At 64.0% G+C, this 17,849-nt stretch carries 20 protein-coding genes; 4 read left to right on the forward strand and 16 right to left on the reverse strand.

What is annotated here, in order from left to right; translation table 11 throughout:
* Positions 1-2 precede the first annotated feature (2 nt).
* Positions 3-1,172 carry an HNH endonuclease signature motif containing protein gene (locus ACN9MV_RS27230; protein WP_426390355.1) on the reverse strand — a complete coding sequence of 390 codons (1,170 nt, stop codon included), beginning with the start codon at positions 1,170-1,172 and terminating at the stop codon, positions 3-5.
* Between the two features lie 129 nt (positions 1,173-1,301).
* On the opposite strand from ACN9MV_RS27230, the gene ACN9MV_RS27235 reads away from it, so the two are divergent.
* Positions 1,302-2,234 (forward strand): hypothetical protein, encoded by a 933-nt coding sequence (locus ACN9MV_RS27235; RefSeq protein WP_426390357.1) that lies wholly within the window; start codon positions 1,302-1,304, stop codon positions 2,232-2,234.
* A gap of 317 nt (positions 2,235-2,551) precedes the next feature.
* Here ACN9MV_RS27235 and ACN9MV_RS27240 read toward each other — a convergent pair whose 3' ends face one another.
* Positions 2,552-3,592 (reverse strand): hypothetical protein, encoded by a 1,041-nt coding sequence (locus ACN9MV_RS27240; RefSeq protein WP_426390359.1) that lies wholly within the window; start codon positions 3,590-3,592, stop codon positions 2,552-2,554.
* A gap of 35 nt (positions 3,593-3,627) precedes the next feature.
* Here ACN9MV_RS27240 and ACN9MV_RS27245 point away from each other — a divergent pair, with 35 nt between their 5' ends.
* On the forward strand, positions 3,628-4,509 hold the full coding sequence (locus ACN9MV_RS27245) for a competence protein CoiA family protein (RefSeq protein WP_426390361.1): 882 nt from the start codon (positions 3,628-3,630) through the stop codon (positions 4,507-4,509).
* 338 nt (positions 4,510-4,847) lie between these two features.
* Positions 4,848-5,789, forward strand: coding sequence for an RNA polymerase sigma factor RpoH (gene rpoH, locus ACN9MV_RS27250; protein ID WP_093079510.1), 942 nt, complete (start codon positions 4,848-4,850; stop codon positions 5,787-5,789).
* Between the two features lie 44 nt (positions 5,790-5,833).
* Here rpoH and ACN9MV_RS27255 read toward each other — a convergent pair whose 3' ends face one another.
* Genes ACN9MV_RS27255 through ACN9MV_RS27280 form a run of 6 tightly spaced genes read right to left on the reverse strand, consistent with a single transcriptional unit; the run spans position 5,834 to position 10,961 of the window.
* Positions 5,834-6,655 (reverse strand): DNA alkylation repair protein, encoded by an 822-nt coding sequence (locus ACN9MV_RS27255; RefSeq protein WP_426390363.1) that lies wholly within the window; start codon positions 6,653-6,655, stop codon positions 5,834-5,836.
* Positions 6,656-6,671: 16 nt separating this feature from the next.
* Positions 6,672-7,289 carry an SCO family protein gene (locus tag ACN9MV_RS27260; RefSeq protein ID WP_093057636.1) on the reverse strand — a complete coding sequence of 206 codons (618 nt, stop codon included), beginning with the start codon at positions 7,287-7,289 and terminating at the stop codon, positions 6,672-6,674.
* Between the two features lie 10 nt (positions 7,290-7,299).
* Positions 7,300-8,205 (reverse strand): heme o synthase, encoded by a 906-nt coding sequence (cyoE, locus tag ACN9MV_RS27265; protein ID WP_093057635.1) that lies wholly within the window; start codon positions 8,203-8,205, stop codon positions 7,300-7,302.
* Entirely contained in the window at positions 8,202-9,434 is a 1,233-nt protein-coding gene (locus ACN9MV_RS27270) for a COX15/CtaA family protein (RefSeq protein WP_097198070.1), read from the reverse strand. The genes cyoE and ACN9MV_RS27270 overlap by 4 nt, the downstream gene beginning before the upstream one ends.
* 8 nt (positions 9,435-9,442) lie before the next feature.
* Positions 9,443-10,123 carry a hypothetical protein gene (locus tag ACN9MV_RS27275; protein WP_093057633.1) on the reverse strand — a complete coding sequence of 227 codons (681 nt, stop codon included), beginning with the start codon at positions 10,121-10,123 and terminating at the stop codon, positions 9,443-9,445.
* Entirely contained in the window at positions 10,110-10,961 is an 852-nt protein-coding gene (locus ACN9MV_RS27280; protein WP_426390365.1) for an SURF1 family protein, read from the reverse strand. The genes ACN9MV_RS27275 and ACN9MV_RS27280 overlap by 14 nt, the downstream gene beginning before the upstream one ends.
* 27 nt (positions 10,962-10,988) lie before the next feature.
* On the opposite strand from ACN9MV_RS27280, the gene ACN9MV_RS27285 reads away from it, so the two are divergent.
* Positions 10,989-11,219 (forward strand): twin transmembrane helix small protein, encoded by a 231-nt coding sequence (locus ACN9MV_RS27285; RefSeq protein ID WP_093057631.1) that lies wholly within the window; start codon positions 10,989-10,991, stop codon positions 11,217-11,219.
* Between the two features lie 77 nt (positions 11,220-11,296).
* Here ACN9MV_RS27285 and ACN9MV_RS27290 read toward each other — a convergent pair whose 3' ends face one another.
* The 8 genes from ACN9MV_RS27290 to ACN9MV_RS27325 all read right to left on the reverse strand — a co-directional run bounded on the left by ACN9MV_RS27290 (position 11,297) and on the right by ACN9MV_RS27325 (position 17,834).
* Positions 11,297-12,178: a cytochrome c oxidase subunit 3 gene (locus ACN9MV_RS27290; protein ID WP_093057630.1), complete on the reverse strand. Its 882-nt coding sequence runs from the start codon at positions 12,176-12,178 to the stop codon at positions 11,297-11,299.
* Between the two features lie 73 nt (positions 12,179-12,251).
* Positions 12,252-12,482, reverse strand: coding sequence for a DUF2970 domain-containing protein (locus ACN9MV_RS27295; RefSeq protein WP_426390366.1), 231 nt, complete (start codon positions 12,480-12,482; stop codon positions 12,252-12,254).
* Complete coding sequence (locus tag ACN9MV_RS27300; protein ID WP_093057628.1) at positions 12,479-13,105, reverse strand: cytochrome c oxidase assembly protein; 627 nt, start codon at positions 13,103-13,105, stop codon at positions 12,479-12,481. The genes ACN9MV_RS27295 and ACN9MV_RS27300 overlap by 4 nt, the downstream gene beginning before the upstream one ends.
* A 33-nt stretch (positions 13,106-13,138) precedes the next feature.
* Positions 13,139-13,252: a cytochrome oxidase small assembly protein gene (locus ACN9MV_RS27305; RefSeq protein ID WP_019656111.1), complete on the reverse strand. Its 114-nt coding sequence runs from the start codon at positions 13,250-13,252 to the stop codon at positions 13,139-13,141.
* A gap of 27 nt (positions 13,253-13,279) precedes the next feature.
* Positions 13,280-14,920, reverse strand: a complete 1,641-nt coding sequence (ctaD, locus tag ACN9MV_RS27310; RefSeq protein ID WP_093057627.1) for a cytochrome c oxidase subunit I — start codon at positions 14,918-14,920, stop codon at positions 13,280-13,282.
* 46 nt (positions 14,921-14,966) lie between these two features.
* Positions 14,967-16,145: a cytochrome c oxidase subunit II gene (gene coxB / locus ACN9MV_RS27315; protein ID WP_093079525.1), complete on the reverse strand. Its 1,179-nt coding sequence runs from the start codon at positions 16,143-16,145 to the stop codon at positions 14,967-14,969.
* Positions 16,146-16,206: 61 nt separating this feature from the next.
* On the reverse strand, positions 16,207-16,683 hold the full coding sequence (locus ACN9MV_RS27320; RefSeq protein WP_093057649.1) for a DUF2244 domain-containing protein: 477 nt from the start codon (positions 16,681-16,683) through the stop codon (positions 16,207-16,209).
* 236 nt (positions 16,684-16,919) lie between these two features.
* Complete coding sequence (locus tag ACN9MV_RS27325) at positions 16,920-17,834, reverse strand: biotin synthase (protein ID WP_093177548.1); 915 nt, start codon at positions 17,832-17,834, stop codon at positions 16,920-16,922.
* Positions 17,835-17,849 lie beyond the last annotated feature (15 nt).

The raw sequence follows: 17,849 nt of genomic DNA on the forward strand, positions 1-17,849 counted from the left end.
ATCTATTCGGTATCGGTGTCGTCCCATTCACCGATGTCATCGGACTCTTCATCGTCCCAGCCGCCGAAGGGCCTGATCAAGCCGGCTTTGTAGAGCCCCGCTTCATAGGTGCGCGTCTTCAGACCCTCCAGGGCATTCCGCATGCCGATCACAGTACCGATGATGTGCAGCTTGCCCCCGTCCTCACGCTTTAACGTTTTGACCTGCACGAGGCTGCCGATGTCTTGCGCGCCGCGCAGCCAGCCGGTCCACGCCGAATTGGAGGTTGCCTCTCGGCGGTCGAAGTCGAAAGTGATCTCCACGCGGTTCGCTGATCGCCGCGCGCGGACAGCCTGCATGTTCGCTGGCGCTTGCAGAATGTCTTCGAAGATGTGGCGCCCCTGAACATAGATAAGGTCGCCCGGCAGCACGGCCGCCTTCAAGGGCCCACGATCCAGATCGTTGGAAATGTTCCTGACGGCCGTACAGCTGAGCAGCTCATAGAGCATCGCCTTGGCGTACCGGTAGAGTGCCATGCAATGCGAGCCGTCGTAGATGTAGCCGCCGTCTGGCGCTGTCGCGGTGATGTCGCCGTCCTCGTTGCACACGCCGGCGCGCTCGGCCTGTACTCGCCCCGGCAAGCCGGCGAGATCGACACCGTTTGCACGTGCAAGCTCGGCTAGGCGCAGGTGATTGAAGTAGTTCCACTGATCGGACTGCAGCTGCGTGCCCATCTGGATCGCTTGTGCGTCGTCTCGCCCAGCCTGTTCTTCCCAACGCCGCTTGAAGTCGCGCAGCCGAGCAGCGGTCAGTGAGATCTGCAGATCGCGTGTTGAGTGGGCTTCACCGTGGTGCTCGGCGCACAACACGGCCAGATTCCCCGCCGTGTGGTCATGAGTCTTCGCCCAAGGCTCGATGTGGTGCACGATGACTGGCCGACCTGGGGTGCGGCAGACACAGCAGGCCCAACGGTTTGCATACAGCACCTGATTCAGGATGTCGGATGGGATCGCGGGCCTGGCCCCGGCGCGCAGATTTCTCATGACCGCCTCGGAGATGCCCAGCGCGCTCAGTTCCGCATTGGTCGCGGTTTGGAGCTTGGCAGCAGTCCAACCGCGGGCGCGCAAGTGAGCGGCCTGGTCGCTTGGCATGCCGCGCGCGATCAGCGCAATCTCGGTCCGGTTTCCATTCATCCTGATAACTATATGAGAGCAGTCGGCCAGATGCCAGCCACGCTGGGCATCCGCACGACAGACAGCCTTCGACGCGTCAATTCCAACCAAGCTGTGCGGTATGCTCGAACAAACAAGTAGGGAGGAAGCATGGACTTCAAAGGGCGTCGTGTTGTAGCGCATAACGTTTGGCCGGTCGCCACAGAGTTCCGGGCAGAAGCCGAGTTCAAGAACAAGATCGCTTCCCAGAACGGCTTGGCTCCGTTCAAGACGATTGCGCTCGCCACCGACTCCAATCCGGCCTACCAGCGGTGCGTTGGTCACTTGATCGACGGCTTGGACGCTTTGCCGAACCGGCCCGACTACCTGTTCGATCATTGCGTCAAGGTGATGGATCTCGCTCAGAGGCACCTGGCGCAGGGTAGGGGCCTGCGTGGCGTGATGGAGAACCTGCCTGCTGCCTTGCTCGCACAGGACTCGACTTCATGGGAAGAAATCGCCAAGCAGCTAGGCCAAGCCATCCCGCGTGTCACGGTGGATTTCCTGGCAAAGCGTCTTCTTCAGGCTTATCTTGGGCAGGGCGAGAAGCCTAACCAGCTGAAAGATCGGGCTGAGACCGCGATGGGGCAGGCGCTCTACAACGCCTTCTGCCAGAAGTATTCGACTGACTCCAGCGGAAACACGCTGCAAGACTTCGGCGTCAACATTCCTAATGCCGGATCTTTTCTGCGACTGTACCTTTCTGGTAAGCCCGGCACTCGCAAAAAGAAGGCGTCCGCAGCGGTTCTTAACCTGACCACCAATGCAATTCCGGCCCAGACGCGGATGAAGGTCATCCTCTCTCTGCTCCTCTTCACGGTCCGCAACGAGCGCGCGCATGGTGCTGTGATCAGTCCCTTCCGAACCAGCAAAGCCAACCAGGAGCGGTATGAAAGCTACTACTACCTCATGCTCACGGCGTACGTTTTCGCGCTGGGGACCTTGGTCTTGCGTTTCCCCGGCAAGAGCGTGACATCGCATGCCATCTTGGCCGGGTGCCTCGATAACTTGGTGTTGCAGCAATCGTTCTTCGCGCTCAAGTGATCTGAGCTTGCTAACGGCGTACGACCTCTCCCGGCGCGGGCTGCTGGAGCTGTACCCGGTTGACGCGGCAGTTCAATCGAGTTCGACGCTAAGGGCCTTTGGCAAAGTCCGACGTGCCAACCGTTTACCTGCGTGATTCATAAGGGAGCATGCTCAAGAGTCTGCTTCAGGCGCGTAGCCGCTGCTGGAGTTATTTGTACTGAGCGTCGGCAATCAGTCTGATGCGGTCGTCTACGACAACTGCACGACGAGTACCGCGACAACGCGCCACTAAGAACTTCTGTCGGTTCTTGGTGATGAAAACCTAGTCAGCTGAACTATCTGACGCGCCTGCCGCGCCTCGTCACCCGGTCGAAAGTAAAGACATGGTCCTGAGGCGCCTCGACGCAGCAGCCGAAGAGTCTGCGTCGCTCGTTACCCTCGCCATAGCGCAGCTCAATCGCAGCAGCGCATACGGGGCAAGTGGCGCTGTATCGGACCATGCCGATGACGCGCGCGTTGCCGTCCTTGAAGCTCTCCAACTGGGCTGGTGCCTCGCTCCACTCCAGCAGAACGTCCGCGACAGGAATGATCCGATCCGCCAGTAGCCACCAAAGACTGCGAATCGAGTTCCAGAGCATCCAGCCTAGCCCGGCACCGAAGACCAAGAAGGCTAGATCCGCCGTAGTGACCTGCCGCCTTACAAAAAGCATCAGCCATACAGTCGCCACCAAGCCGGCCACGCATACCATCGGCGCGAGGCCAGTGCACGCAAACAACAGGCCTCGAAGCGACCTCGTTCTAAACCAACCACTCCCAAAGAGCGGGCGCGCCAGCCATGACGGACTCACAGTACCGGCTACCGCGTAGTCGTACTCTATCTGCGCGTCATCCGTACTCAGCCTCGTCTCAACCGGTTCGTTGCCGCTTTGCGCGTCAATAACCTCCATCGGGGACGCCAACGAATACGGCTCCAAAGACCACTGCGCGCGATGGCGACCCGAGGGTGAGCGCTTGCAGACTCGCAACGCGTGCTGAAGGCCGTGCCGCAAAAAGAATGCCTCCTGGTCTGCAGCTCGACTTGAGAGGTACTTCTCCAGATTGGCACTCTTGATCTTCTTGGAGGCGGCGTCGAAGTCATCGCACTCTGGCCATTGGCATGCCTGGGCCAGATCAAGCGCATCGAACTCCAACTGCTGCAAATCAGTGGAGCCCGCGACCTTGATCGACTCATCCGCCAAAGCCCGCAGCAGCGTCAGCGCCTTGGCCTCGTCACGCTGAGTTGCAAGCCAATCGCGAAAACACGGCAGCAATTCCCGCACAGCCGGCAACCCGTTGGCAACCCGTTGGTGGCTGGTTGGTGAGAGTTCGGATCGCAACACTGAGGCACCTCAACTCAACTCTTGGAGCCCCTATGTTGTCACTGTTTGCACTGCACGCCTCGAATCGCTTCGTCCACATCACAGAAGTCGAGCGTGGCCTTGCCTGCAACTGCCGATGCGCAATTTGCGGCGAGGTCGTCCTTGCACGCCAGGGGGACAAGCGCGAACACCACTTCGCACACAGCTCCAACATCGAGCCGTGTGCATCCAACTACGAGTCGGATCTGCACCGCTTTGCTAAACGCGTGATTCTTGAGGCAGGTGGCCTTGTTGTGCCAATGACTGCGGCCGCAGCACAAGCTCTTGGCGTTAGCGACGACCGTGCGTCTTCCATCCTCTTGGCGTGCGCGGACATCAAAGAGGAAATCGCCGTTGACGATCGGCGACCCGACTTGCTTGCGACCACAACGGATGGTATCGGCGTGGCCATCGAGATCGCCTACTCTTCCTTCTGCGACATGGAGAAGCGTCGGGCATACGAGAACATGCAACTACCCGCGCTCGAGATCGATCTGCGGGCGTTCACACCCTCCGCTTTTGATGTGACACAGGTCAAGCGAGTCGTCCTGGAAGATACGGCTTGCAAGTATTGGCTCTGGCCAGAACGCCTAGAGGGCACGGCGATGGCCGAGCAACTACCGACGTTGCCACCTGCTGCACTGGCAGCGCAGCGACAGTTCCTGCCCGAAGAAATCGTGACGATCCGTGGACGCTGGATCTCGATCAAGGAACTCCCCAGTGGCGACATCGCCATCAAGGCAGTGCGGTTCGACCCCGAAATAGTCTCAGCAGTGCGAACGGTCGCCCGGGCTCACTATGGGCGATACCGCGAGACGCATCACAACTGGGTGATTCCTCGCTTTCGGGCAGAGGCCGCTCGCGCACAACTGCGGGCAATCGCCTCAGCCATGTAGCCACGATGCAGACCTTCGACGACGGCTCCACAAAATTTCAATCTGCTTTAATTTTATCCGGATAAATATATTTCAGACTAAATAAGAAAAATCCGGAATTTTTGACCGATTGCGACAGTCGAAAACATCGTTTCGTCGGTGCCGCAAGAGGCCAAAGTAGCGCCAAGCTGTTGATTTCAAAGGAGTTGGGGTTCCATTCCCAGTGAAAAAAATTCCAAACTCAGTGAAAACCGACAGTAGCCACCGGCTATTCCGGCGATAGAAATTCAAGGGAACCCTTGGTTTAGCACTCCCTCTAACCGAGTGCTAATATGGCCCACACAAAGGAGTTTCCCCTGATGACAACGCTGTCTGGAGTCTCTGCCAACCAGCTGGCCGTCGCCAATCCATGGTCGATGGTTCCGCCGCTGGGCAACCTGGATGCCTACATTTCGGCCGCCAACCGCCTGCCGATGCTCACGCTCGAAGAAGAGCAGGGCTTCGCACGCAAGCTGCGCGACCAGAACGATCTCGAATCCGCTGGCGCGCTCGTGCTGTCGCACCTGCGCCTCGTCGTTTCCATTTCCCGCCAATACCTGGGCTACGGGCTGCCGCACGGCGACCTGATCCAGGAAGGCAACGTCGGCCTGATGAAGGCCGTGAAGCGTTTCGACCCCGACCAGGGCGTGCGGCTCGTGAGCTACGCCATGCACTGGATCAAGGCCGAGATCCACGAGTACATCCTGAAGAACTGGCGCATGGTCAAGGTCGCGACGACCAAGGCCCAGCGCAAGCTGTTCTTCAACCTGCGCTCGATGAAGCAGGGCTTCAAGGCCGACTCGGCTGCGGCCGACAACGGCACGCACCGCGAAACGCTGAGCCCCGACGAGGTGTCGCAGATGGCGACCCGGCTCAACGTCAAGCCTGAAGAAGTGCTCGAGATGGAAACCCGCCTGTCGGGCGGCGACGTCATGCTCGATCCGGGCCCGTCCGACGACGGCGACGAAACCTTCGGCCCGATCGCCTATCTGGCCGACGCCACGCAGGAACCGACTGCCTTGCTCGAATCGCAGCAACGCGACCGCCTGTCGAGCGACGGCATCGCCACGGCGCTCGAAGCGCTGGACGACCGCAGCCGCCGCATCGTGGAAGAGCGCTGGCTCAAGGTGAACGACGACGGCTCGGGCGGCATGACGCTGCACGACCTGGCCGCTGTGTACGGCGTGAGCGCCGAGCGCATCCGCCAGATTGAAGTCGCGGCGATGAAGAAAATGAAGAAGGCGCTCGCGGACTACGCGTAAGCCTGTCGCCCTCCAAGGAAAAAGCCCGGTATCCCGGGCTTTTTTCATTTGGAAAGCGTCCGCATCGCCCGCTTGGCGATGTAGCGGGTTTCAGCCGTGTCCGACTCCGCCACCCACCGCGCGCAGAGCTTCTCGACCCACTCGCCCTGGCTCTTGCTCGCGTCGTTGAGCCAGTTCGCCACCGAGTTCTGCACATAGCGGCTGGGGTCGGCGCGCAGTGGTTCGATCAGCGGCAGCGCGCGCCACGGCTCGGTCTTCAGCGCATCGATCTGCGCGCACCACACGCCGCGCGGACGCGTGAGCTCGCTGGCAAAGCGGCGGATGTTGGGGTCGGCGTCAAGCACCCACGGCTGCAGCAGTGCGAACGCTTCGTCGAGCGACTCGATGACCGCGTCGCGCACCGCCATCCATGCGATTTCCCGCACGCCGAAATGCGGATCGGCGGCGAAGCGGCGCACCGCCTCCAGTTGCGCCGGCAGCGGCAGGCCCGAGAGCGTGACCCACTGCGCGGCCCAGCAGCGGGCCACGTCGCTCGCGTGCGTGGCCAGCCGGTGGGCGACGGCATCGCGCTCGCCATGCAGCGCCGTCAGGTCGTAGAGCGCACGCGCGATGTGCCCGTGCCGCTGCATCGGCTTGAAGGCGCTCAGCATCGCGATCGTGTCTGCCAGCCGTTCGCTCTGCGCATCGAGACCGATGTGCCCCGCCACGCTGCGCGCCAGCCGGGGCAGCTCCAGCGCCATGAATTCGTTGAGGTTGACGGTTTCGAGCAGCCCGTCGTTGAGTGCGCCCAGCACCTCGGGCGGGATCAGCGCAATGCGGAAGGCTCCCTTGCGCCCTTTCAGGTGCTCGACCGAGCCGGCGTCCATGTGCCCGGAGCCCTTCTCAGGAAGCCAGCAGCGTCTTCAGGTCGGACACCATCGACGGCACGCCGGCGCCGTAGCGCGCATAGAGCCGCAGCCGCCCCTGCGTGTCGTAGACGTAGCTGGCGGCCGAGTGGTCCATCGAATAGCTGGTCGGCGTCTTGCCGTCGACCTTCTTGTAGTAGACCTTGTAGTCCTTCGCGAGCGCGACCAGCTCGTCGGCCGTCGGGATCAGCGCGACGAAGCTCGGGTCGAACGCGCCCATGTAGGCCTTGAGCACCTCGGCCGTGTCCCGCGCGGGGTCGACCGTGACGAACAGCACCTGCAGCTTGTCGCCGTCCTTGCCGAGTTGCTGCTTGACCTGCGCCATTTCGGTCATCGTGGTCGGGCAGACGTCGGGGCATTGCGCATAGCCGAAGAACAGCACGACCACCTTGCCCTTGAAGTCGGCCATGGTGCGGACCTTGCCGTCCGCGTCCTTCAGCGAGAAGTCCTTGGCGTAGTCGGCACCGGTGATGTCGACCGCAGTGAAGCTTTGCTTGGTCTCGCTGCATGCCGAGAGGCCCAGGCCGAGGGTGGCGGTCACGCCCACCCAGCCGGCGCCCGCGGCAATCAGTCGAAGAGCGTTGCGCTTGTTCATGGAAACGTGGTCAGTGAATGTAGTGATCGACGAGCAGCGCCAGGAACAGCACGCTCAGGTGGATCAGCGAAAAGCGGAAAGTCTTGCGCGCCAGCGTGTCGGAGTAGTTGCGCCACAGCGCGAACGCATAGCCGGTGAAGCCGATGCTCACGGCAACGGCAACCGCCAGGTACAGCCAGCCGCTCATGCCGTAGATGAAGGGCATCAGGCAGGCCGCGAACAAGATGAAGGTATAGAGCAGCACCTGCAGCCGCGTGAACTCGTTGCCGTGCGTGACGGGCAGCATCGGCAGGCCGGCCTTGCGGTAGTCCTCCACGCGGTAGAGCGCCAGCGCCCAGAAGTGCGGCGGCGTCCACAGGAAGATGATGAGGAAAAGAATCAGCGCCTCGGGCCCCACGTCGCCTGTCATCGCGGCCCAGCCCAGCACCGGCGGCATCGCGCCCGACGCACCGCCGATCACGATGTTCTGCGGCGTCAGCGGCTTGAGGATCACGGTGTAGATCACCGCGTAGCCGACGAAGGTGGCAAAGGTCAGCCACATGGTGAGCGGATTGACCGTGAACCACAGCAGCACCGAGCCGGCAGCGCACAGCAGCGCCGAGAAAATCAGCGCCTGCAGATCGCTGAGTTGCCCGCGCGCCGTGGGGCGCCAGGCGGTGCGCTTCATCTTGGCGTCGATGCCCTTCTCGACCAGGCAGTTGAACGCCGCCGCTGCACCCGCCACCAGCCAGATGCCGATGCAGGCCAGCACGGCGCGCTGCACATCGGCCCACGAAGGCAGGCCGGGCACGGCCAGCACCATGCCGATCAACGCGCAGAACACGATCAGCTGCACCACGCGCGGCTTGGTCAGCGCGTAGAACTGGCGCAGCACATTCGCGGTACTGGTTTGCTGAACGGGGATCGGGGTGCTCACGCGGCGGCCTTCCTTTGATTGTTGTTGTGACCTGGTGCATTGTCACTGGCGCGCGCAGTCTGAGCCGCCAGGTCGCGCCGGCTCTCGCACAGTGCCCAGGTGAGCACAACGGCCAGCGCTGCGGCGCCGCCGGTATGAAGCACGGCCGCGGCCAACGGCCAGCCGAGCAGCACGTTGCCAAGGCCCGTGGCCAGCTGAAGCAGCGCCAGGCCCGCGAGCCATCGCGCCTGCGGGCGGAGTGTCTCGATGCGGCGCAGGCGCCATGCCAGCACGCCGAGCGCGACGAACACGGCATAGGCCATCAGCCGATGCGCGTAGTGAATCGCGGTGAGCGCGGAAAAATCGAGCGGCTGGCCTTCGCCGGTCACGCCGAGATGGCGCCAGATCTCGAAGCCCTGCGCGAAATTCATGGCTGGCCACCAGCTGTCCTGGCAGGTCGGGAACTGCGTGCAGGCCAGCACCGCATAGTTGGTGCTGACCCAGCCGCCGAGCGCGATCTGCAGCACGAGCAGCACAGTAGTCGCGATGAGGCCGTTGCGCAGTGCGGGCGACACGGGCGTGGGCAGTCGCTGCGCCGCGCTCTGCTGGTAGCGCACCGCTTGGATGCACAGTAGCGCCAGCAGCACGATGGCGCCCATCAAATGCGTGGTGACGATGGCCGGGAACAATTTCCAGGTGACGGTGAGCGCGCCGAATGCGCCTTGCAAGCTCACGCCAACGAGCGTCGCCGTCGGCCACCAAGGATTCAGCACAACTTGCGCGATGGCAGGTGGAGGCTGCGGCGCGTTGCCGGCCTTGGGCCCAATGGAAGGCCACCAGCGCACCAGCCAGGTCGCCAGGGCCAGCACGAGGATCAGCACGCCGACACCCGTTGCCAGGTAGCGGTGAACCATCTCGACCCAGGCCTTGCTGTGCGTCACCGGGCCGGTCGGCTGTGCGGCTTGCGCCATCGCGATCTCGTGGCGCGCGCCGGCCGGACTGGCATTGCCGTAGCAGCCGGGCCAGTCGGGGCAGCCCAGGCCCGAGTCGGTGAGCCGCGTGAAGGCGCCGAACAGCGTGAGATCGAAAGTGAGAAACAGCGTGAGCACGGTCAGCGCATGCAGCCGCCGCGCCGGGCCTGCGCCCGCGTTGCGGCGCCACACCCACACCAGCGGGCCGAGCGCGATCAGCACGCCGGCGGCCATGAGCCAGGCGATGGGCGTCAGATCGTAGAGCGAGCTCGTGTCCATGCGAGGTCTCAGCGGCCCGGTTCGTCCCACGACGCCGAGGCGCGCAGCAGGCGATCGAGGTCGCGCTTGGCGCGGCCGGCGCCGGCGGCGTCCATGCGGGCGGGGAAACGCATCATCCAGTTGCCCATCGGGTCGACCACGTACAGGTGTTCGGCCAGCGAGTGGCCCTGCACAGGCGCGAGCCACTTGGCCAGTTGGTCGGCCGGCACGCGCAGCACGGTGGCGCCGTGCAGGCCGTTGTTCAGGCGCTCAGGCACGGGAGCGGCGTCGCTCACGAGCCAGACGCGGTCCATGCGGTCTTTCTCGCGGCCCAGGCTTTCACGCAGTTGCCGTTGCAGGTAGAGCTGCTGCTCGCACAGCGCGTCGCAGGCGGCATCGGCCACGGCCACCAGCAGCCATTGGCCCTTGAGCGTGGCGAAGTCGACCGGAGCGCCGTTGCGGTCGGTGGCGATCAGCTTCGGCAGCTCGTGCTGCGGATCGATCAGCTCGCCATAGACGCTGCGGCCTTCGGGCCGGATCACGTAGTAGGTGAAGTACGAGGCAATGACCGGCGCCGCGCACATCAGCATCACGGCGATCATCTTCCAGCGCCCGACGACCGTGCGCCGGCCCTCCGCACCGTCGAGCGCCTGGTTGGGCGACGGCATCGAATGCACCGTCAGGCCCAGCGGCTCGTCAGAAGCGGCCATCGCGTGCGCAGCGCCTTGAACGGCGGAAGGGTGTGATGAATTGGAACCAGACATAGAGGATGACGACGAGGGCCGACAGGCCGAACCACTGGAATGCGTAACCGTAGTGCCTCTCCAGGCCCAGCGCCGGGGCCGGCCAGTCGCGCTGCAGGCCCTCGGAAGCCGGTCCGCTCTGCTGCAGCGACACGTCGGTGCGCAGCGGCAGTTTGGTCTCGGCACGGAAGGCCTCCAGGTCGAGATTTTGCCGGATGGGCGAATACCCTTCGGCAGCCGGTGCCGGGGCGGCCGGCGCGGAGGCTGCCGTGGCGGGCGCCGAGGCGGCGGGCACGGGCGTCGGTGCGGACGTGCCCAGCTCCAGCAGATGGCTCGGCGGCGGCTCGATCAGGCCCGTGACCTCGACGATGCCGGCTGGCGTCTCGACCGCACCCAGCTGCGTGCGATCGACGAAATTGCGCTGGATCCAGCCGCGCTGCACCATCACCGCCTGCTCGGTGCCTTCGAGGGCGAAGGGCGTCAGCACGTAGAAGCCGGGCGTGCCGTGCATCTGGCGGTTGTCGAGGTACACGGTCTGCGTTGGCAGCCAGAGCCCGCGCAGGCGCACCGGACGGTGCAGCGAGTCGGAGGCTTTCTCCAGCGCCAGGAATTCGGCCTGGGTCAGCGCCGGCTTGAGCTTCTGGGCGTCGATGTCGGCCTGCAGCGCTTCCTTCTGCGCGGCGCGCGAGAGCTGCCAGCGGCCTAGCGAAACGGTGGCCGCCACGGTCAGCACGGCGGCGATGGTGATCAGCCAGAAACGGCCCGGACGGCGCCGGTCTTCGGAATACAGGGGTTCAGGGGTCACTGGAGAGAACGGGGCGTGCGGCCGATAATGCGGGTCATGAAATATTTCGTCGCCCTGGTGTTCCTGGGCATCTTCGCGAGCCTCGCGTTCGCCCTGTACTTCATGCTGAAGGACGGGCGCAACGGGCGCGCCAAGAGCGGCGGCATGGCGCGAGCGCTCACCTTTCGGATCGGCCTGTCGGTGTTTTTGTTCCTCTGCATGCTGCTCGCCTGGAAACTCGGCTACATCCAGCCCACCGGACTCCCGCTCGGCAAGTAGATGGTGCTCGTTCCACGAGAACCATGAAAAAGGCGCCTTACGGCGCCTTTTTCGTGGAATGCCGCGAGGTTCTTCGCTCAAAGCCAATAGACCAGCATGTAGAGGCCGAGCCAGACCACGTCCACGAAGTGCCAGTACCAGGCCGCGCCTTCGAAGCCGAAATGGCGCTCCGGCGTGAAGTGGCCTTTGCGCAGGCGCAGCGTGATGAACAGCAGCATCAGCATGCCGATGAACACGTGCAGGCCGTGGAAGCCCGTCAGCATGAAGAAAGTCGAACCGTAGGTGCCCGAGCTGAGCTTGAGGTTCAGTTCGGTGTACAGGTGGTGGTACTCGTAGCCCTGCACGCCCAGGAAGATCATGCCGAGCAGCACGGTGAGCCACATGAAGCGGATCGTTTGTGCGCGGTGGCCGGCACGCAGCGCGTGGTGGGCAATGGTGAGCGTCACGCCCGAGCTCAGCAGCAGCGCGGTGTTGATCGTGGGCAGCCAGAACGGGCCGACGGTCTGGAACGGCTCGACGATGCCGGCCGGCGAAGCGGTCGCGCCTGCGGCGACGCTGGGCCACACAGCCTTGAAGTCGGGCCAGAGGATCGCGTTGTCCAGGCTGCCGAGCGCGGGCAGCGAATGGGTGCGGGCCCACCACAGCGCGGTGAAGAACGCGCCGAAGAACATCACTTCCGAGAAGATGAACCAGCTCATGCTCCAGCGGAACGAGAGGTCGACCTTGTGACCGTACTGGCCGCTCTCGCTTTCGCCGATGGCGGTGCGGAACCACACGAAGAGCGTGCCGAGCCAGATCACCATGCCCGCCAGCAGGGACCACGCGCCCCACTCGTGGCCATTGATCCATTGCGCGGCGCCCAGGATCACGAAGAACAGGCCGATCGCGGCCGAGACCGGATAGGCCGACGGTCCGGGCACGAAGTAGTAGGGCGTGGTGCCGTGGGTGGTTGAACTCATATCAGCTCCTGGCTTTCTTTCTTCTCTCGATTCAATGGATTCTGCTTGCTGTCGCGGAATGCTTTTTCGTCAGTCAGGCTGCGGTCGATGCGACCACGTGGCGCACCAGCAGCACCAGTGCGACCACGAAGACGATCACGGCCACGAACGCCACCGCGATGATGTGCAGCGGGTTCAGCTTGCCCAGGTCTTCCTGGTAGGCGCTGTTCTTGCGCACGCCGAAGAACGACCAGCCCACCGCCTTCACTGTGTCCCACAGCGAAGCCTTCGGCCGGGGCCCCGGCTGGTTCAGTGGATCGGTCACGAGCGCGGCTCATTGGCGGTGTTCGAAACGGCCGCCACAGGCGCCGCGGGTGTCTTGCCGCCCACTTCGAAGAAGGTGTACGACAGCGTGATGGTCTTCACGTCTTTGGAAATCTTGGGGTCGATCACGAACGCGACCGGCCACTGCTTCTTCTCGCCCGGATCGAGCGTGTACTGGTTGAAGCAGAAGCACTCGAGCTTGTTGAAGTACGGCGCCGCCTGCTGCGGCGCGTAGCTCGGAATGGCCTGCGCAGCCATGCGGCGGTTCTGCACGTTCTGGAACTCGTACATCACCGTGTTGAGCTGGCCCGGGTGCACCTGGATGGTCCGCTCCGCGGGCTTGAAGTCCCAGAGGCCGCCGCGCACGTTGGAGTCGAACTCGACCGTGATGGTGCGGGTCATGTCGACCTGCGTGTTGTCGGGCACGCGCACGTTCTTGCCGCCGCTGGCACCGCCCGGCACCTCGAGCTCGGAGAGCGCGAGGATGTTGATGCCGGTCATCTCGCAGATGGCGCGGTACATCGGCACCAGCGCATAGCCGAACGCGAACATGCCGCAGGCCACGACGGCCAGCTTGCCGACCATGCGGACATTGGCGCGGCGGATGCGTGGACCGAGGCTCATGCATGTGCTCCCGTTCGTTGCGTGGGTGGCGGTTCAGCGGCCGCTGAACCAGACCATGCGAACGATGAAGCCGATGAAGAACACCACCGCGATGGAGGCCAGCGTGAGCCCCATGCGACGGTTGTTCCTTTTCTGTTCGGGTGTCATCGTGCTTTCGATTCAGTCACCGGGCGATCAGCCGATCACCTTGGTGGCGGTCGCGTCGAGCTTGGGCGGGTTCTCGAAGGTGTGGAACGGTGCCGGCGAAGGCACTTCCCATTCGAGGCCTTCGGCGCCTTCCCACGGCTTCTGCGTGGCCTTCTCGCCCTTGCCGCGCATGGTGGGCAGCACGATGAAGAGGAAGAAGTAGACCTGAGCGAAGCCGAAGAAGAACGCACCGACCGAAGCCACCGCGTTGAAGTCGGCAAACTGCATCGGGTAGTCGGCATAGCGTCGCGGCATGCCGGCCAGGCCCAGGAAGTGCATCGGGAAGAAGGTCACGTTGAATGAGATCAGCGACCACCAGAAGTGCACCTTGCCGCGCGTTTCGTTGTACATCACGCCGGTCCACTTGGGCACCCAGTAGTAGAAGCCCGAGAACATGGCGAACAGCGAGCCGGCCACCAGCACGTAGTGGAAGTGGGCCACCACGTAGTAGGTGTCCTGCAGCTGCGTGTCAATGGGCGCAACGGCCAGGATCAGGCCGGTGAAGCCGCCCATCGTGAACACGAAGATGAAGCCGACCGCGAACAGCATGGGCGTCTCGAAGGTCATCGAGCCCTGCCACATGGTCGCGATCCAGTTGAAAATCTTCACGGCCGTGGGCACCGCGATCAGCATGGTCGCGTACATGAAGAACAGCTGGCCGGTGAGCGGCATGCCGGTCGTGAACATGTGGTGCGCCCACACGATGAACGACAGGATGGCGATCGACGAGGTGGCGTACACCATCGAGGCATAGCCGAACAGGCGCTTGCGGGCAAAGGCCGGCACCACCTGGCTGATGATGCCGAAGGCCGGCAAGATCATGATGTAGACCTCGGGGTGGCCGAAGAACCAGAAGATGTGCTGGTACATCACCGGGTCGCCGCCGCCTGCGGGGTTGAAGAAGCTGGTGCCGAAGTGGCGGTCGGTCAGCGTCATCGTGATGGCGCCGGCGAGCACGGGCATCACGGCGATCAGCAGGTAGGCGGTGATGAGCCAGGTCCAGCAGAACATCGGCATCTTCATCAGCGTCATGCCGGGGGCGCGCATGTTAAGGATGGTGACGATGATGTTGATCGAACCCATGATCGACGAGGCGCCCATGATGTGCATCGCGAAGATGCCGGCGTCCATCGAGGGGCCCATCTGCAGCGTGAGCGGCGCGTACAGCGTCCAGCCGGCAGCGGGTGCGCCGCCGGGCATGAAGAACGAGCCCACAAGCATCAGCGCCGCCGGGATCAGCAGCCAGAAGCTGAAGTTGTTCATGCGCGCGAACGCCATGTCGGAGGCGCCCACCTGCAGCGGGATCATCCAGTTCGCGAAGCCCACGAAGGCCGGCATGATGGCGCCGAACACCATGATCAGGCCGTGCATGGTGGTGAACTGGTTGAAGAGCTCGGGGTTCACCAGCTGCAGGCCGGGCTGGAACAGCTCGGCGCGGATCAGCAGCGCGAGCACGCCGCCCACCATCAGCATCGTGAAGCTGAACAGCAGGTAGAGCGTGCCGATGTCCTTGTGGTTGGTCGCGAACACCCAGCGGCGCCAGCCGGTGGGCGCGTGGTGATCGTGATGCTCGTCGTGTGCGTGGTCGCCGGGGACTGCGTGACCGTGGGGGTCGAGGACTGCACTCATTTCGTTGTTCCTTGCAATTTCTTCGTCGCGGGGCGCTGCTGCCGCATCACTTGGCGCGCAGGGCCAGCACTTCGGCCGGCTGCACCAGCTGGCCCGTCTTGTTCGACCAGCTGTTCTTGGTGTACGTGGCCACTGCCGCGAGATCGGTATCGCTCAGCTGCTTCCAGGAGGGCATCGCGCCGTTGTTCTGGCCGGTGAGCAGCACCGTCAGCTGGATCTTGTGATCGGCGTCGGTCACCTTCGGGGAGCCGTCGAGCGGCTTGATCGGGCCAGCGCCCTTGCCGTTGGCCTGGTGGCAGGCGGCGCAGTTGGCGGCGTAGACCTTCTCGCCGCGCACCAGCATGTCGGGCAGCGCCCAGACCTTGGTCGGGTCGTCGAGCTTGGCGGCGGCTTCCTTGCGCTTGGCTGCCACCCAGGTCGTGTAGTCGGCGGACGAGACCACCTTCACGTGGATCGGCATGTAGGCGTGTTCCTTGCCGCACAGTTCCTGGCACTGGCCGTAGTAGTCGCCCACGGTCTCGGCGCGGAACCAGGTGTCGCGCACGAAGCCGGGGATCGCGTCCTGCTTGAGGCCCAGCTGCGGCACGGCGAAGGCGTGGATCACGTCGTTCGCGGTGGTGATGATGCGGATCTTCTTGTTGACCGGCACCACCAGCGGGTTGTCGACCTTGAGCAGGTAGTCGTCGGGCATCGCGCCCTTGGCGCCTGCATCGGACATGGCGCGCTGCGAGCTGTCGAGCGTGGAGATGAAGGCCAGGCCCTCGCCTTCGCCGTTCAGGTAGTCGTAGCCCCACTTCCACTGGTAGCCCGTGGTCTTGATCGTGAGGTCGGCGTTGGTGGTGTCCTTCTGGGCCACCAGCACCTTGGTGGCGGGCAGCGCCATCACGATCACGATGAGGAAGGGCACGATGGTCCAGATGACCTCGACCACCACCGATTCATGGAAGTTGGCCGCCTTGTGGCCGACCGACTTGCGGTGCTTCCAGATCGAATAGAACATGACCGCGAACACGGCGACGAAGATGACCGTGCACAGGATCATCATGATCGTGTGGAGCAGATGCTGCTCCTGCGCGATCTTGGTCACGCCGACCGGAAGATTCAACTGGCGCACCGAGGGGCCGCCGGGCAGATCGTTGACTGCGTGCGCCGCGCTGCTGAAAGCCGCGCCGGCCGCCAGCAACAGATTCGCCGGCCTGTACTTATTGCGCCAAATGCTCTTCATCGTGTTCACGTTTCTTCAATTTTTTCGACAAACCCAACCGTGCAGCACTGCGCGAGCCCCCTCAGGCGCCACGCAACGCCATGCGAATCTCGCGGGCCAACGCCGCACGCAACTCCGGGCGTACATAGCGCCCCACCCTGACCGATCGACCCTGCCCCGAGACCTCGATCAGCGAGCGATCGCCGGTCTGGGGTTCGATCCGCACCTGGTGCGGAAGAAATTCCGTGCGTTCGTAGTGCCCGCCGTTCTCGAGCTCCACGACGAGCCGCCCTTCCTGCAGCGCGATCTTTTCGCCGTCGGTCGCATGCCGTGCATAGACCATGAACGCAAATCCGACAGCGGCCAGTTCGAGCCAGGCAAAAGGCAGTACCAGCGGCGCACCGTGCAGCCAGAACAGGGTGCCGATGCCGAGCGATACCACGCACAGCGAGGCGTAGAGCCAGCCCAGCTGGCTCGGCGTCACCGAGCAATTCCGCTTCAGGAACCAGTGGATGCTCTGGCCTGAAACGGTGGCAAATCGAAACACGGAATTCGACACGGGCGAGTTCAGCAAATCGGTGCGTCGACGGTCGCCAAACCCCTCGTACAAACAGGATTCGACACCCCTCGATCGCGGGACAATACCCGCGAGTTTCACGCAACGGCGGATTGTAGCGGGTAGATATCTGCGCCCGAGTGCCCTATGGGACGCCTACGGGTCACTACTAGTAGGCAAAAAACGGCTCGTGCGCCAGGCGTTTTTGCCGCGCAATCAACAGGCGATCGAACGGGCGATCAAGCGCCTGGACGACCCCGTTGCAGCATCGAGCGCATCTCGCGCAGCGACACCGCGCTTTCAGCCGACAACGACACGCGCGGCGCCGGCTTGAACGCGTGGCCGTAGATAACCTCGAAGGTCAGCGCGATGCGCCCGCCGCCTTCTTCGGCCGGCGCGAGCTCGGGTAGCGCCTTCTTCAGCGACTGGTGCCAGGCCTTGCCGCGCAGCGCCGCAAAGCGCGCCGGGTGCAGGTTGCGGCCCAGCGTGCGCAGCTCGGCCAGCGCCGCCTCGGGCGTGGCCCAGGTCAGCACGATGCGCTCCATGTCCATCACGGGTTCGGCAAAGCCGGCGTGCACCAGCATGTCACCCCAGTCGTGCATGTCGGTGAACTCATGACCCGCGGCCGGCCAGCCGAGGCGGGCATGCAGTGCGCGCAGCTCTCGCACCGTATCGGGCCCGAGGCAGGAGAACATGAGAAAGCCGTCTGTCGCCACCAGCTTGTGCCAGTGCGAAATGAGCGCTTCGGGATCGGCCGCCATGTGCAGCGACATGTTGGCCCAGAGCAGGTCGACGCCGTCTTCGGGCGGTGCGTCGAAGCGCGCCTTGCCAGCCTGCCAGCGGCGCGCGCTCCACCACGGCGCGCTCAGCGCCTGGCCGGTTGCGGCGGCCAGCCCGGGCTCGGGTTCGATCACGAAAGAAGCGGCGTCCTTGTAGCGGCGGGCGACGAGCTCGTGCGCCTCGAGGCCGCTGCGCAGCGGCGCCCAGTCGGCCCAGGTGCGGGGCTGGGCCTTGATCCATTGCAGCCGGTCTTCCATGCGGCGGCCGATTTCCTCGTGCAGCCAGGGGGAGCCGTCGGCAGGCGCAAGCCGGCGCCAGCGGGCCGCCGCCGTGGCATCGATGGTCGGCGGTCGTCGTGAGGGGTCGGTGGCCATGGGGCCGTGAGTATA

This window comes from Variovorax sp. R-27 (assembly GCF_049913215.1).
Classification (GTDB): Bacteria; Pseudomonadota; Gammaproteobacteria; order Burkholderiales; family Burkholderiaceae_C; genus Variovorax.

Excerpts from the sequence above, each read along its gene's own strand:
- ACN9MV_RS27230 (WP_426390355.1), bottom strand. The coding sequence starts at position 1,172 with ATGAATGGAAACCGGACCGAGATTGCGCTGATCGCGCGCGGCATGCCA.
- ACN9MV_RS27235 (WP_426390357.1), top strand. The coding sequence starts at position 1,302 with ATGGACTTCAAAGGGCGTCGTGTTGTAGCGCATAACGTTTGGCCGGTC.
- ACN9MV_RS27300 (WP_093057628.1), bottom strand. The coding sequence starts at position 13,105 with ATGAGCCTCGGTCCACGCATCCGCCGCGCCAATGTCCGCATGGTCGGC.
- rpoH (WP_093079510.1), top strand. The coding sequence starts at position 4,848 with ATGACAACGCTGTCTGGAGTCTCTGCCAACCAGCTGGCCGTCGCCAAT.
- ACN9MV_RS27325 (WP_093177548.1), bottom strand. The coding sequence starts at position 17,834 with ATGGCCACCGACCCCTCACGACGACCGCCGACCATCGATGCCACGGCG.
- ACN9MV_RS27290 (WP_093057630.1), bottom strand. The coding sequence starts at position 12,178 with ATGAGTTCAACCACCCACGGCACCACGCCCTACTACTTCGTGCCCGGA.
- ACN9MV_RS27260 (WP_093057636.1), bottom strand. The coding sequence starts at position 7,289 with ATGAACAAGCGCAACGCTCTTCGACTGATTGCCGCGGGCGCCGGCTGG.
- coxB (WP_093079525.1), bottom strand. The coding sequence starts at position 16,145 with ATGAAGAGCATTTGGCGCAATAAGTACAGGCCGGCGAATCTGTTGCTG.
- ctaD (WP_093057627.1), bottom strand. The coding sequence starts at position 14,920 with ATGAGTGCAGTCCTCGACCCCCACGGTCACGCAGTCCCCGGCGACCAC.
- ACN9MV_RS27255 (WP_426390363.1), bottom strand. The coding sequence starts at position 6,655 with ATGGACGCCGGCTCGGTCGAGCACCTGAAAGGGCGCAAGGGAGCCTTC.
- ACN9MV_RS27305 (WP_019656111.1), bottom strand. The coding sequence starts at position 13,252 with ATGACACCCGAACAGAAAAGGAACAACCGTCGCATGGGGCTCACGCTG.
- ACN9MV_RS27270 (WP_097198070.1), bottom strand. The coding sequence starts at position 9,434 with ATGGACACGAGCTCGCTCTACGATCTGACGCCCATCGCCTGGCTCATG.
- ACN9MV_RS27285 (WP_093057631.1), top strand. The coding sequence starts at position 10,989 with ATGCGGGTCATGAAATATTTCGTCGCCCTGGTGTTCCTGGGCATCTTC.
- ACN9MV_RS27275 (WP_093057633.1), bottom strand. The coding sequence starts at position 10,123 with ATGGCCGCTTCTGACGAGCCGCTGGGCCTGACGGTGCATTCGATGCCG.
- ACN9MV_RS27245 (WP_426390361.1), top strand. The coding sequence starts at position 3,628 with ATGTTGTCACTGTTTGCACTGCACGCCTCGAATCGCTTCGTCCACATC.